12 protein-coding genes are annotated in these 14,127 nt (G+C 45.8%); 5 read left to right on the top strand and 7 right to left on the bottom strand.

The genetic code is table 11. The annotated features are described in order from the left end of the window. Window positions 1-43 precede the first annotated feature (43 nt). The 4 genes from AC3EBE_RS20560 to AC3EBE_RS20545 all read left to right on the top strand — a co-directional run bounded on the left by AC3EBE_RS20560 (window position 44) and on the right by AC3EBE_RS20545 (window position 5,683). Window positions 44-1,348 carry a DUF2254 domain-containing protein gene (locus AC3EBE_RS20560; RefSeq protein WP_488596887.1) on the top strand — a complete coding sequence of 435 codons (1,305 nt, stop codon included), beginning with the start codon at window positions 44-46 and terminating at the stop codon, window positions 1,346-1,348. A gap of 134 nt (window positions 1,349-1,482) precedes the next feature. Further along, window positions 1,483-3,723, top strand: coding sequence for an EAL domain-containing protein (locus AC3EBE_RS20555; RefSeq protein WP_488596886.1), 2,241 nt, complete (start codon window positions 1,483-1,485; stop codon window positions 3,721-3,723). 72 nt (window positions 3,724-3,795) lie between these two features. Beyond that, window positions 3,796-4,251 (top strand): DUF1259 domain-containing protein, encoded by a 456-nt coding sequence (locus tag AC3EBE_RS20550; protein WP_488596885.1) that lies wholly within the window; start codon window positions 3,796-3,798, stop codon window positions 4,249-4,251. Between the two features lie 307 nt (window positions 4,252-4,558). Further along, window positions 4,559-5,683, top strand: coding sequence for an NADH-dependent flavin oxidoreductase (locus AC3EBE_RS20545; protein WP_488596884.1), 1,125 nt, complete (start codon window positions 4,559-4,561; stop codon window positions 5,681-5,683). Window positions 5,684-5,758: 75 nt separating this feature from the next. On the opposite strand, the gene AC3EBE_RS20540 is transcribed toward AC3EBE_RS20545, so the two are convergent. From AC3EBE_RS20540 to AC3EBE_RS20515, 6 genes are all read right to left on the bottom strand, one after another. Further along, window positions 5,759-6,679: a ketopantoate reductase family protein gene (locus AC3EBE_RS20540; RefSeq protein WP_488596883.1), complete on the bottom strand. Its 921-nt coding sequence runs from the start codon at window positions 6,677-6,679 to the stop codon at window positions 5,759-5,761. A 63-nt stretch (window positions 6,680-6,742) separates the two neighbouring features. Further along, window positions 6,743-6,898 carry a hypothetical protein gene (locus tag AC3EBE_RS20535; RefSeq protein WP_488596882.1) on the bottom strand — a complete coding sequence of 52 codons (156 nt, stop codon included), beginning with the start codon at window positions 6,896-6,898 and terminating at the stop codon, window positions 6,743-6,745. 2 nt (window positions 6,899-6,900) lie between these two features. Continuing rightward, window positions 6,901-8,349, bottom strand: a complete 1,449-nt coding sequence (locus tag AC3EBE_RS20530) for a carbon starvation CstA family protein (protein WP_488596881.1) — start codon at window positions 8,347-8,349, stop codon at window positions 6,901-6,903. Between the two features lie 468 nt (window positions 8,350-8,817). Next, the gene (locus tag AC3EBE_RS20525) at window positions 8,818-9,549 is read right to left on the bottom strand and encodes a LytR/AlgR family response regulator transcription factor (protein WP_488596880.1); all 732 of its coding nucleotides are present in this window, start codon (window positions 9,547-9,549) and stop codon (window positions 8,818-8,820) included. Continuing rightward, window positions 9,550-11,283, bottom strand: a complete 1,734-nt coding sequence (locus AC3EBE_RS20520; RefSeq protein WP_488596879.1) for a LytS/YhcK type 5TM receptor domain-containing protein — start codon at window positions 11,281-11,283, stop codon at window positions 9,550-9,552. It abuts the gene before it with no gap. Between the two features lie 136 nt (window positions 11,284-11,419). Continuing rightward, window positions 11,420-12,106, bottom strand: a complete 687-nt coding sequence (locus tag AC3EBE_RS20515; protein ID WP_488596878.1) for a YetF domain-containing protein — start codon at window positions 12,104-12,106, stop codon at window positions 11,420-11,422. 113 nt (window positions 12,107-12,219) lie between these two features. On the opposite strand from AC3EBE_RS20515, the gene AC3EBE_RS20510 reads away from it, so the two are divergent. Beyond that, window positions 12,220-12,927: a DNA alkylation repair protein gene (locus AC3EBE_RS20510; protein ID WP_488596877.1), complete on the top strand. Its 708-nt coding sequence runs from the start codon at window positions 12,220-12,222 to the stop codon at window positions 12,925-12,927. Between the two features lie 126 nt (window positions 12,928-13,053). On the opposite strand, the gene liaG is transcribed toward AC3EBE_RS20510, so the two are convergent. Next, window positions 13,054-13,920 carry a LiaG family protein gene (liaG, locus tag AC3EBE_RS20505; RefSeq protein WP_488596876.1) on the bottom strand — a complete coding sequence of 289 codons (867 nt, stop codon included), beginning with the start codon at window positions 13,918-13,920 and terminating at the stop codon, window positions 13,054-13,056. Between the last annotated feature and the right edge of the window lie 207 nt (window positions 13,921-14,127).

The raw sequence follows: 14,127 nt of genomic DNA, 5'->3' as shown, positions 1-14,127 counted from the left end.
ATGGTCTAAAGATAGGGTAACTGTATGCAGGGGAGGTGTATTTATGGTAAGGAAAATGGTATTAAGGATCAGGGAAAGCATCTGGCTTCTTCCGGGCATTTATAGCATTTTAGCTTTTATTCTCGCAGTGGCTGTCATCTATATTGATCATAACGAGCTGGCACAAGGAATTGTTCCCTCTTTTTTGCTGACGAATATTCCATTGGCACAAACAATACTTGGCGCCATTTCTGCCGCGTTATTGACGATGACGACCATCACATTTTCCACCATCATGGTTGTATTGACCACTTATTCTTCGCAATTTTCACCACGCACTCTCAATAACTTTGTTGAGGATCCTGTGACCATGAGGGTACTGGGAATCTTCATGGGCGGCTTTGTCTATTCAATGCTGTCGCTGCTGTTCATGAGCGAGTCCTGGTATGGCGGCTTGGTGGTCTCGGCAACGGTGGGCGTTCTGATTGCTTTTATCTGTCTGGCATTCTTTGCTTATTTTATTCATAACGTGGCAACCTCCATCCAGGTGAGCAAGCTGATCCGTGAAATTACGGAAGGAGCTATGAAATCAATCAAACGCCAGGAACATGCACTTGAAAGTGAGTATATCGAGGTCATAGATGACAGGAAGGATGCAGGTTTTTCCTATGGGCATATCAGGGATGTCAAAAGTAAGGGATATGGTTATGTCCAGCTGTTTGACTATGAAAGCATGACTAGCTATGCCGCTGAAAAAAATATCGGGATCGAAGCGAACTTCATGGTCGGTGATTTTTTAACTGAGGAAAGCGTGGTCTTCCGGGTCCACCATACAGATGTGCTCGACGAACATATCGATGGCATTCTTAATGAGATGCTAAGGCTCGGAATGGAGCGGTCATCCTATCAGGATCCTGAGTTTGCGCTGCAGAAAATTGTCGAGGTGGCATTAAGGGCGATTTCCCCTGCAATCAATGACCCGAATACCGCCAAGAATTGTGTATTGCATTTAGGAATGGCCCTTGCCGACTTAACAAGGGTCCGTGCGAATGGCCGTTATGTTGCTTATTATGATAAAGATAAGCAGCCAAGAGTCATCAGAAAGCAGAAGAGGACCAAGGACATCCTGTACTTATCGTTCTATCAAATCATTCATTATGGAAAGGAAGACTTTTCAATTCTAATCGCACTGATCGAATCCTTCCTCCTGATAGGCAAGAATGCAGATGATACCGGAAAAAAGATGATATGGGAGATTTTCACCTACAGCCTCGAGAAATTCAATTCTGAAGAACTGAAAGAGCTGGATAGGATCTACTTGAATGAAAAAAAGAGCGAGCTTTCGACTTTAATTGGCAAATCCTTATAATATTATCCATTTTCATTCAAAATTCTAGTTCATTTGTAATAAACTCATTGTGCTTCGGCTGTATTTTTTGATATGTTTACAATATATAAAACTGGAAAAATAAACAGCAATTGGGTATTTGGGGGAACTTTTTTATGGGTAATGATAGAAATATTCATAAACATAATGGGTTATATATCATTATCTTTCTATTTCTTACAGAACTGATTGATTGGACGACATCTTTCTATTTTGCAGTAAACAAGGAAACTGGTTATTTGATTGATATAGGCTTCACCTTGCTTTCGCTTATCATTGTGCTGTTTTTTTATAAAGCAGTAGAAAATACGGCAATGGATCTTCAGGGACATAAGAAACGGCTGCAGAGTATCTTTGACACATTGGATGTGGCGATTTGGTCGCACGATTTAAAAACAGATACACTCCTCATCACATCAGGGATTGAGAAATTATATGGCTACTCTTCCCAGGAATTTTATAAAGACAGCACCCTCTGGAGAAAAGTCATTCATCCAGAGGATATGCATGTATTAGAAATAAGGGAAAAAGAACTTGGCCGCGGTGAAGCCGTGACGAGCGTATACCGGATCATCCGGCCAGACGGAGAGGTGCGCTGGATTCAGGACAGGGGCATACCAGTTCTGAATGAACAAGGAGAATTTGTTGATTTTACCAGTGTTCTGTTCGATATCACTGACAGGCAGGAAAGTGAAGGCCGCTACCGCAGCCTTGTGGAAATGTCACCCGATTTGATTGCTGTATACAGCAGAGGAAAACTGGATTACATCAATGAGGCCGGCTGCAAGCTATTTAAAGCGGAATCCCAGGAAGCTTTGATTGGGCAGCCAATCTCCAAGCTGATTCCATCAGATATCCTTGCCCAGATCAAAAATCGGGAGCTGACCATAGATGAGAACTTTGAGGAGAAGCATTGGTTTGAATTCAAGGCTGTCCAGCTTGACGGCACTGAAATTGATGTTGAAATGTCAGCAATGCCAATCATGTACGAGGGCAGGATGGCGGAACAGATTGTCGGCCGCGATTTAACCCAGCGCAAGAAAGCCGAAAAGACGATTAAATATATGGCCTATTACGATGTGCTGACAGGCCTCCCAAACAGGAATATGGTCAGGAGGCATCTTAATAATGCGGTGCAGAAGGGCGGACAGGAGCTCGCTGTTCTGTTTCTTGACCTGGACCGTTTCAAGATCATCAATGATACCAAGGGCCACCGGGTCGGGGATCTATTGCTGAAGGTCGTGGCAGCCAGGCTGAAAAATGCCGTTGGCGATGCCGGCCTTGTATCGCGCCAGGGCGGCGATGAATTCATCATCCTTCTGAAGGGCCTCAATAAAGAGAAAGTGGTACAGGTTGCCGAACGGATCCTAAATGAGTTTTCCGAGGGGATTTTCGTTGAAAACCAGGAATTCTACGTCACACCTAGTATTGGAATCAGCATGGCACCATGTGACGGAAAAGATGAGGAAACGCTCATCAAGCATGCGGACACCGCAATGTACCTCGCAAAAGAGCGAGGCAAGAACAATTATCAATTTTACACCAACCAGCTTCACGGGCTTTCTTCGCGGAAAATGGAGCTTGAGAACGGTTTGAGAAAGGCACTGGAGCAGAACCAGCTCATGCTGCATTACCAGCCCCAGGTGAATCTGGAAACAGGAGAAATCATAGGAGTCGAGGCGCTCGTTCGCTGGCAGCATCCGGAAAAAGGCATCATCTCACCGGCCGAATTCATTCCGCTGGCAGAAGAAACGGGCCTGATCGTCCCGCTTGGCAAGTGGGTGCTCGAGAATGCAGCAGCCCAGAATAAGTCATGGCAGCGCAAAGGCTTAAGCCAGTTCCCCATCTCCGTGAATATTTCCGTAAGACAGCTTCAGGAAGACCGATTCATTGATACCGTAAAAGGGGCTCTGGAAGACACAGAATTGAATCCAAGATACCTGGATCTGGAGATTACTGAAAGCGTCATGCAAAACAGTGAAACAACAGCCCCAATCCTCAATGAGCTTAAGGAACTGGGCGTCACACTGGCAATCGACGATTTCGGAACAGGCTATTCTTCTCTAAGCCTGCTCAAGCACCTCCCAATTGATAAAATAAAAATCGATAAATCGTTCGTGGATGATATCATCCATCACTCCAACCAGGGTGCAATGGTAAAAACGATCATCGATATGGGGCATAATCTCCAATTCAATGTCATCGCAGAAGGTGTGGAGGAACTGGAGCAAGTTGAATTCCTGATGAGGAATGGCTGCAGAGTCGGCCAGGGCTACTACTTCAGCAGGCCGCTCGGAGCGGAAGCAATTGAAGAACTGTTGAAAAATCACAAGGATACGGAAGGCATTCTGCATTAGCAGGATGTCTTTTTTTGTTTAGAATATCCGGCAATTTTTCAGGCATTCTAAAACTAAAAAGGGGTGTCTGTGATGAAAAGATTATTAGCGGCTGCAGTGTTATGCATGTTGGTGATGCCGGCAGGAACAGAAGCAGCGGGCGCGGCTGACTGCGAGATCGTCAAGAAAACGCTGAATATCGAGGTGGAATCCAAGAATGGCACCTGCACAGCAGATTTCGTCCGTAAAAACATCCAGCTGACACATATGGGTAAAAAGCAGTCACCTGAAGCGATGGGGGTGGCCTTCCACTTTTCATTTGAAAATGTCGATGGCCGGACAGCTGTAATGGGAGAGCTTGCCTTACTGCAGGAAGAAGTGAACCCGGTGATCGATGAATTACGCAAAGGCAAATTAGACGTATCGGCTCTCCATAACCACATGCTTTATGAAGAACCTCGGATCATGTACCTGCATTTCCAGGGAATCGGCGATATCGCAAAGCAGGCAGAAACAATCAAGAAAGCGATTGATAGGACGAGCAAATAGACTTGGATGCTCGGGTGGTCTTTAGGTCACCAAGAGGACTTATTGGTGACCATTTATTCCGCCCCAGCTGTTTCTGGTCACCATGGGGGGGATTGGTGCCCATTTATCCCGCATCCTGCATGTTAAGGTCATCAAAGGCCTGTTCATCTATTGATGCTGCTCTGTGCCATGGCACAATGAAAGTTTTTCGTTCCCGCGTTGTTTTTTGGCCTCCCCTTGCAAATAATAAGTGAGTTGCGTCAAATGTTTAACATCCAAGCTAGAAGGATATTACACTTTAGTATGGTAAAGGAGGAGGGTTTATATCATGAATTCAAAGTACAATCAGTTTTTTAATTCATTTTCACTACCTAATGGGGTCAGCCTGAAAAATAGGATCGTCATGGCGCCGATGACGAACTTTTCATCCAATGACGATGGAACCGTCACGGATGCGGAGGTTGAGTATTATGCACGCCGTTCGGGCGGGGTCAGCATGGTTGTTACGGCATGTACATATGTCACGGCAAATGGGAAAGGATTCAAAGGCGAGTTTGGAGCCGACTCAGATGAAATGATTCCAAGCCTGCAAAAATTGGCTTCTGCCATCAAGGAGAAGGGAGCAAAGGCGATTCTGCAAATTTTCCATGGCGGACGTGAATGTCCTCCAGAGCTTGTTCCGGATGGGGATATTGTCAGTGCCAGTGCAGTTGCTTCAGAGAGAGGGAATTCAAAGACTCCCCGTGCTTTAAACGAGGAAGAGATCGATACAATCATAAAGGCGTTTGGCGAAACGACGCGCCGGGCGATTGAAGCGGGCTATGATGGTGTGGAAATCCATGGAGCAAACGGCTATCTGATTCAGCAGTTCTTTTCACCGCATTCCAACCGCCGCGAAGATAAGTGGGGAGGTTCCCTGGAAAAAAGAATGTCATTCCCGCTGGCAATTGTTGATGAGGTAAAAAGGGTTACTGCCCAGCATGCGAAGGGGCCATTCATCGTAGGATACCGATTCTCGCCTGAGGAGCCAGAAACGCCGGGCATCACCATGGCAGATACACTAAAGCTAATTGACGCACTTGCTGATAAACAATTAGATTATCTGCATGTGTCATTGAATGATTTCTGGTCAAAACCTAAGCGTGGTATAGAGGATGACCGTCCGAGAATGGAAATCATCCAGGAGCGCGTAGGCCAGAAGGTGCCGGTAATTGGTGTTGGCTCATTGTATAGCGCTGATGATGTACTGAAGGCCTTTGAAACTGGTGTGCCGCTCATTGCATTGGGACGCGAACTGATCATTGATCCGGACTGGGTGGAAAAAGTCGAAAACGGACGCGAGGATGAAATTGAAACGAAGATTGATCTTGGTGCCCAAACCCGGCTGGTTGTCCCGGATCCGCTCTGGCAGGCAATCGTTAACACACCAGGATGGTTCCCGGGAGTCGAGTAATCGGAAAAGAGGATCAAAAGTATTGTAATAACTGCAAAAAAAGGTGCCTGAAACAATTCATCAGGCACCTTTAATTTAGTTTAGATTCCTCTCATAAATCTCCACATTTGCATAAATCGCTGAAAGAGTAGGAGCCGGCAGACCGAATTCTGTGGCTTTTTCCAAAAGGAAGCCAAATAAATGATCACCTTCTGTCGGCATTGATTTTTCCATATCGCGCTGCAGCGAGGATTTCATCATGAAGCCAATTTCATTCAGCCTCGCGAAGGTCGCATCCAACATGTTGTCCGCAAGCGGGGCATCAAGCTTTTTCATGATATCGATGCTTTCACTGATCAGGCTTTTAATCGTGCCGATTCCCTGAGGCTGTTCCCTGATTGGGCCGATTGGAGATCGGAAAAGGGAGGTAATGCCGCTTAGAGAAGTGATAAATAAGTATTTATGCCACATTTCCTGTTCAATTTTTTCAGACAGGCGGAAATTAGCCTTCGTTCCTTCGAAAACAGATTGAAGCTGTTTGATTCTCTCTGTCATTTCCCCGCTTCGCTCCCCAAAAACGAGGTCATGGATGGGGCTGGTCTGAACAACTTTCCCAGCTGCATCAAGTGTTGTTTCAATAAAGCACAAACCGCCCAGCACTTTCTCGGCTCCGAATGCGGCTGTCAGTACATCGAGATGGGCAATTCCATTCAGCAATGGCAAAATCATTGTCCCTTCTCCAATATACGGACGGATACTTTCCACCGCGCCTGCTAAATGATACGACTTGGTTGAAACTAAGATGACATCGTAAGGGTCAGAGCCCTCACCTGAAACAATTGTCTTTGGCTCTGCAAAGTGCATATCTCCGTGGATGCTCTCGACGTTAAGGCCATTTTGCTGAAGCTGCTGCCTGCGTTTTTCGCGGACCAAAAAGGTTACGTCTTCACCTTTTTCAATAAGACGGCCGCCAAAATAACCGCCAATCGCACCTGCGCCTACGATTAAGATTCTCATATTAAAACCTCCCTGCTATGTAAAAGTGCACGCCTGAATGCAAGCGTGCACTTTATTGACCAGCTAATTTGCGAGGAATGCTGCGAGCAGCCCTCCAGCGGAAATCAGGATGATCATGATTTTTGCAATCAGGGGAAGCTGTTCCTTCCCTTTGCTATTGACCTGCTCTTCCTTCTCATTGACCGACTTTCGGTAATTAGGGCTGCAGCATCCGCTCATAATTACGCCACCTTGTAGCCAGATACATCTTCCTCAAGCGGCAGATTGTTTGCGCGGGCCTTTTTCGCAGCCGAGAAGAAGATTACTGTAATTACAGCCGTTACAATGACTGCCCCGATATTGGCAACAGTCAGAGACTGTCCGAAACCGATTGGTGCGTTAATGATATAAGATGATGTTGCCATTGTCATGAATATGCCAGGAATCATCGCAATCCAGTAGTTCTTTTTGGCGATGAATAGGTACATCGCTCCTACCCATAGCGCGATGACTGCGGTTGATTGGTTAGCCCAGGAGAAGTATCTCCACAGGATTGTGAAATCGACCTTAGTAAGCGCAAATGAGATAGCGAATAGTGGAAGCGCGATCCAAAGACGGCTTGTGAATTTCTTTTGTGCAAAATTGAAGTAGTCAGCAATAATCATACGTGCGCTGCGGAAAGCAGTGTCGCCGGATGTGATTGGCAAAATGATAACACCCAGGACAGCGAGTGTACCGCCAACAGCACCAAGCATCAAGGTTGAAGCTTCACTTACGATTGCAGCAGGTCCGCCGCTGGCAAGCAGGTCATTCAGGCCATTATAACCGTCGAACAAGCTCATTGCTGCAGCTGCCCAGATCATTGCAATGACACCCTCAGCAATCATCATGCCGTAAAAAATCTTGCGTCCTTGTTTTTCACTTTGCGTTGTACGAGAAATGATCGGTGTTTGTGTAGCATGGAAACCTGAAAGTGCACCACAGGAAATTGTCAGGAACAATAATGGGAAAATAGGTGCGTTATCAGGATGGAAATTAGATAATGAAATTTCCGGAATAGGTGCACCAGTGAATACGAGCATTCCGCCAACCCCAACAGCACTGATTAAAAGGAGTGCACCGAAGATAGGGTAGAAGCGGCCGATGATTTTATCAACAGGAAGAAGTGTTGCTAAAATATAGTAAACAAAGATTGCAGCGACAATAATGCTCATTGCGACCTTTCCGTCCATCAATGTGTGAAGCAAGCCAGCAGGTGCTGTGACGAAAACGGTTCCAACCAATAGTAAAAGAAGAATCGCGAATGCGTTTACAACATGTTTCATGAATTTGCCGAGGAATTTGCCGGCAAGCTCAGGAAGATGGGCGCCGCGATTTCGGATCGAAATCATTCCAGTAAGATAATCGTGGACTGCTCCAGCAAAAATCGCTCCCAGAACAATCCAAATGAATGCAACCGGACCATAAAGTGCACCCATGATCGGGCCGAAAATAGGTCCGACCCCAGCAATATTAAGCAGCTGGATCAATGAGTTTTTTGCTGTTGACATTGGCACATAGTCAACGTCATCTTTATGTGTGTAAGCTGGAGTTGAACGGCCTTCGTTTACGCCAAAGACCTTCTCAACAAATTTGCCGTACGTAAAATAACCAATAATTAAAAGTGCGATACCGCCAAGAAAAGTATACATGTGAAACCTCCTCTGGATTAAAATATAGTTTCTGCTTGAGTAATGTCCAGCTTCAGCACCTAGCCCCTCGAGTTGCTTCGGTCCGCCCAATGAAGTCAAAGAACGACTTCACTGGTCGGCCCTTCGACGGATACGATGTTCTAGTGCCGACGTTGCCACAGGACGTGGCGATTTTAGTCGGCCAACGCTTGTCGGGGCTGAACGAGGCGCTTACGCTTTTCGTTTTGTAATCGTTTACATTCATTATAGAAGATTAATAGAATTTATGGACATTTTGTGAACAAGATGCAGGAAAGCAAGATTGAAATGCAGGAAACAGTGTTTGAAACGCATGAAAAAGCTATTAAGATGCAAATATATTTAGGCAAAGTATCCACTATAAAGGAAGGGACCCAACCTCCGATGCTGTAAAGAACCGGAAAAGGTCCTTCACCCAAAGAGCGAAGGACCTTTTTAGATCATGTTTGTTTATAATTCCAGTTTGTTCCTTAATGCTTTTACATAATTACGGCTGACGGAAAGCATTTCTTCCCGGCCCTCGATCTGAAGCTGGTACGCTCCGTTGAACCACGGTGTCAGGCGGGTAACATAATCCAGGTTGACGAGATAGCTTTTATGGATGCGGAAAAAGGAATATGGCAGCAAACGGCTTTCGAGGTCCTTCAATGGCGTCTTGCTTTCGTATTCATTTGTCCGCGTGATGATTTTCGAAAATTTCTCTTCCCTTGAAATATAAAGGATATCCTTAGGGTCGAGATAGAGGATTTCACCATCTCCTTCAACTGCAAGCTTGCCGTTATGCCTTGCGGATTCTGGTTCATTTGCGGAGAGGAAGTGCTTCTCAATTCTCTGTACTGTTTCGCCTAGCTGGTCCTCGTCATAGGGCTTCAGTAAATAATCCACTGCTTCATATCTGAAGGCCTCTGCTGCAAATTGCGGGTATGCCGTGGCAAACACGATGAGCGGGACTTTTTTTAACTCGAGAAGGGCTTTTGCTGCTTCCATCCCGTTCATTTTCGGCATTTCAACGTCCAGGAAAACAACATCAGGCTGCAGCTGAAGGGCCTTCATGACGGCAGCTTCTCCAGTTTCGGCCTCTCCGACGACCTCAATGGCAGGAAAGGAGCTCAATAAATGCTTCAATTCATCCCTGCTGTATAATTCATCATCTGCAATCAATATCCTTATTTTCTGCTCCATCTAAATTTCCTCCGCATTAGGAATCAAAAAAGAGATTCTTGTACCGTTTTCTGGTTCACTTTCAATCTGGAGAGAGGCCTTTTCTCCGAACATCATCACAAGCCTCCTATTCACATTGTAGAGAGCGATGCCGCTGCCTTTTTCGGAACTGATGATCTGTTTGCCCAGCTGGTCAATCCGCTCTTCGGTCATGCCCTGCCCATTATCCGCAACAAGGACGATTGTACCGCCGCCAGTCTTTTGGATGACGATTTGGATGTGGGAATCCTGTTCCATATTCTTTATTCCGTGCTTCACAGCATTCTCTACAATCGGCTGCAGTGTAAGCGGAGGAATTTTCACAAGAAGTGCAGCATCATCAATCTCATATGTGATCCTTAATTTTTCCACGAATCGGGCCTCTTCAATGGCAAGGTAGGCCTTCACATGCCGCAGCTCCTGTTCTAGGCTGGTCATTGTGACTGTTGTTGCTGTCAGGTTTTGCCGCAAAAAGTGTGAAAGAGAAACGAGCAGCATCCGCGCTTTGGCAGGATCGATCCTGGTCAGGGAAGTTATGACATTCAATGTGTTGAAAAGGAAATGCGGGCTGATCTGCGCCTGAAGTGCCTTTACTTCTGCTTCCTTGGCGAGCTGGTAGGCCTTGTCCGCTTCGGCGATTTCCAGCTGATTGCTCAGGAGATTGCTCAACCCGGAAATTAGCTCGATGACCACATTCGTTATTTCTTTTTCCGACTTAAAATAAAACTTTAATGTGCCGATTGTTTCTCCACGCTGCTTAAGCGGAGCAATGACGGCAGCACCAAGCGGGCATTTCCGCTCATCACAGTGGATCGTTTCGTCATTGGCAACGACCAGCTCCCCGCTTTTCAGCACCTCTCTTGTAATCTGGGTCTGGATTAAGCTGTTGGAGCGATGATGGTCATCCCCGAGCCCAATATGGGCGAGAATGTCCGTCGTATTCGTCATTGCGACGGCACTTGTCTGCACTTCTTTGTGTAAAATCCGGCAAACCGCCTGTGCTGAATCCTGATTAATCCCTTTGCGGAGGTGGGCAAGTGTTTTGTCCGCGATCCTTAGCGTTTTTTGCGCGAGAAGGGCACCTGCCTTTTCCTCTTCGGAAACTACGTTCTTGATGACCATCAGGAAAAGCGCTGAGCCCAGCCCGTTGGCGAGGATCATTGGTATACCGATGATTTCAACCAGTGTCTGCGCTTTATCAAATGGCTTTGCCAGCAGCAGGATAATCAGCATCTGGACCGTTTCTGCAATAGCCCCGACCATGAAAGCAGTGGTCAGGTTAATATTTTTCTTCTTCTGCAGACGGCCTGAGATGATTCCTGCTACAATCGCAGCGAGACCGCAGGCAAAGGCAGTAAAACCGCCGAGTGTGAAACGATGGAGGCCGGCGATCAGTCCAGCGCCAATCCCTACCTTATAGCCGCCAAGCAAGCCGGCGATGACGATCCCAATCACGCGGGAATTGGCAATTGCTTCATCTGATGCAAGGTCAGCCGCCCAGCGGTTGAACTGCAGAGTGTCCGTGTTGAAGCTCATACCTGAATATGTACCAATGATCCCGAAAAAACCGAAAAAGACGATGGCAAAATACTGCTGCCGCCGATTCAGTCTGTCGTGGTAAATGAGGCTGGTGAAAAAACGGAATCTGGTCAATATGAAAGCAATCGTGACGATAATGCCAAGCCGTTCCAGCATCGTAATTAAGAGTTCGAACATATCCGTTCTCCTTCGGAGGTGGGTTTATATACTTGTTTTAATTTTATCGGAAGGGAAGGGAAAGTAAAAGCGAGGAAATCAGATTGGTCTAATAAGTTATTATTGAAAAAAACTGCCTGTTTGAGATACAGGCAGTTCATCGGGATTTTTTTTCAGCAAATAAAGTTCCATCACTCTGCAGCTCAGCATAGAACGTCTCAGCTATTCTGCTGATGCCTGTTCTTTTCAGTTCATTCATCAGCCAGTCCTCGCTGATATTGAGCTCTTTCAGGTTTTTCAAGACAACCCTGCCGTCAACCACAAGCTCGGTTGGCAAATATAGCCGAGGGGAAGGAGTCAGGCCTGCAGCTTTTTGGGTTATATTTTCATATTCAACCTTTTTCAGGACGCTTAGCTGTCCATTTGGCTCTAGAATCGCATAGTCTACTTCTGATATTGAAAATATATTTTGAATCCTGAGCAGCATCGTAAGATCATCCATATTCAATTTAGCGGATTTCATCGCCTTTTCGTTAATTTTCCCTTGCTTGATGATAATCGTTGGTTCACCATCAAGCAAAATACGGGCCTTTGCGGATTTAAGGCTGATGTATTCAATTGCCAGTGTGAAAGTTGCCCAAAGTGCCAGACCTGTGACACCATCGATTAATTTAATATCTCTGTGCACGACCATATCACCAGCGATATTACCAAGCGCAATCCCTGTAATATAAGTAAAGAATGTCATCTGGCTTAATTGTTTTTTGCCGAGTATTCTCGTTAGGAATAATAAAACGGAGAAACCAATTAAAGTTCTTATCGTAGTAGTTAAGATTGTTTCCATGAGACTCTCCTGATTTTAATGGATTCTATCAATATAACATTTGACTTCCGTGCGCTAATTATTCCATTTTTGGTTTATACTGATAAAAAAGTTTGTAATTAGGGGGCGGCGGAATGAGATTGGATGAAGTAATGGGCAAGCTTGAAGAAATGGGCTCCGAGCAAACAAGGAATACACTAAAGCGACATGGGGCAAGAGAGCCTTTCTTCGGTGTGAGAGTCGGAGATTTGAAGATGCTGGTCAAGCATGTGAAAAAGGATCAGGAACTTGCTCTCGCACTCTATGATACGGGAAATAGTGATGCCATGTATTTGGCTGGTTTATCAGTGAATCCGAAGCTGGTTCCAAAAGACACTCTGCAGGATTGGGCGAAAAAAGCGTATTGGTACATGATTGCAGAATACACGGTCGCTGGAGTTGCAGCAGAAAGTCCATATGGACATGAGCTTGCTTTGGAATGGATCGAGTCTGATCATGAGATGATCGCAGTCTGCGGCTGGAGCACTTATGCCAATTATTTATCCATCACTCCGGACGAGGACATAGATTTAGAGGAAGTCCGGAGCCTTTTAAGTCTGGTGGAATCAACGATCCATCAGGAAAGAAATCGCGTAAGGTACGTGATGAACAACTTTGTCATCTGTGCAGGGGGATATGTGCAAGCACTGCATAAGGAGGCATCGGAGGTCGCAGGTACTATTGGCAAGGTGCATGTGGATGTAGGCCAGACTGCTTGCAAGGTTCCTTTGGCTGCAGACTATATTAAAAAGATGGAAGAGCGGAATAAGATTGGGACCAAGCGGAAGACATGCATTTGCTAACAAAAAAACCTGGGCATCTGCGGGAGTGCAGCTGCCCAGGTTTAGGATTAAAGAGCTTGTTTCGCATTCGAGTTCATACACTTTTAGTTTTTGTGTGAAAGCAACAAAATTAACGAACAGAGCCTATTAAAAGATTTCAATATTGCCGCTTGATACATCAGCATCGATTGCATGCTTGCCGCTTCCGTGTTTGCCTGATAATCCGTTATCGTTTTCTATCTTGTTTTTCAACTTGAACTCACACGAAATATCTCCGCTGCTTGTTTTTCCATTCAAGGTGAAGTCTGCATCATCCGGGAGGTCCAGCTCAAGGCCGCCGGAGCTGACATTTAAATTGATATCATGAGTTACTTTCGCCATCTGAATTTCCAGTTCGCCTGAGGAAACATCTGCATCAAGTTTACCCGAGTAGTTCTGGACACTGACACTTCCTGAACTCACATCGAATGTTCCAGATTCGGCAGTTAGCGAATTAATTTCAACCTCTCCAGATGAGCTGTGATGCTCCAGTGTTTTTACATTCATGTTTTTAAGAACCAGGCTGCCGGATCCAACATCAATGGCCAGCTTATCCAGATTCATTGGTTCCTGTATAGAATACCCTTTAAAGGTGATTTCACCTGAACCAAGTTCGAGCTTCATGTTTTGGTCATAGTCCTCAGGAATGTAAATCGTCAAAGAGGTCTCATCAAGCTCAAACCAATTGAACCAGAAGAATCCTTTCCGCTTTGCAGAAACTTCGATTGTATCCCCGCGCTTATGCACAGAAACAGTTCCCTTTCCCTCGAGCTCAGCGCTGACATCATCTCTGTCTTCAGGAACGACGGTCGTGCTGATGCTTGAAACATCGATCGAGATATTCTCGATGTTTTTCGTAACCTTAGCAGAATCCTTCGCCTTTGCGAAATTGAGCCCATCCCCGCCAATCAAATAATTCATCCCAATATAAGCACCGGTAATAATCAGAAAAATAACCAAAACCCGCTTCAACATCCCAATTTCCCCTCTCAATCAATCTCTATATCCAGAATAAACCATTCACCAGCGCACACCAATGCCCCTCAGAACCAAATCCGCCTAAGACCAGAGCCCGATTCAATCCCCGCTTCAACACTTTAAAGCACTGGGGGTCAGACCCCCAGTGCGGGAATGCGTTAAAGCGCCGGGGGTCTGACCCCCGGCGCGGTGATGTGGTAAAGT

The sequence above is a fragment of the Mesobacillus sp. genome, assembly GCF_057785455.1.
Note: the sequence above shows the minus strand (reverse complement) of the source record. Positions and strands in the feature narration are given on the sequence as shown.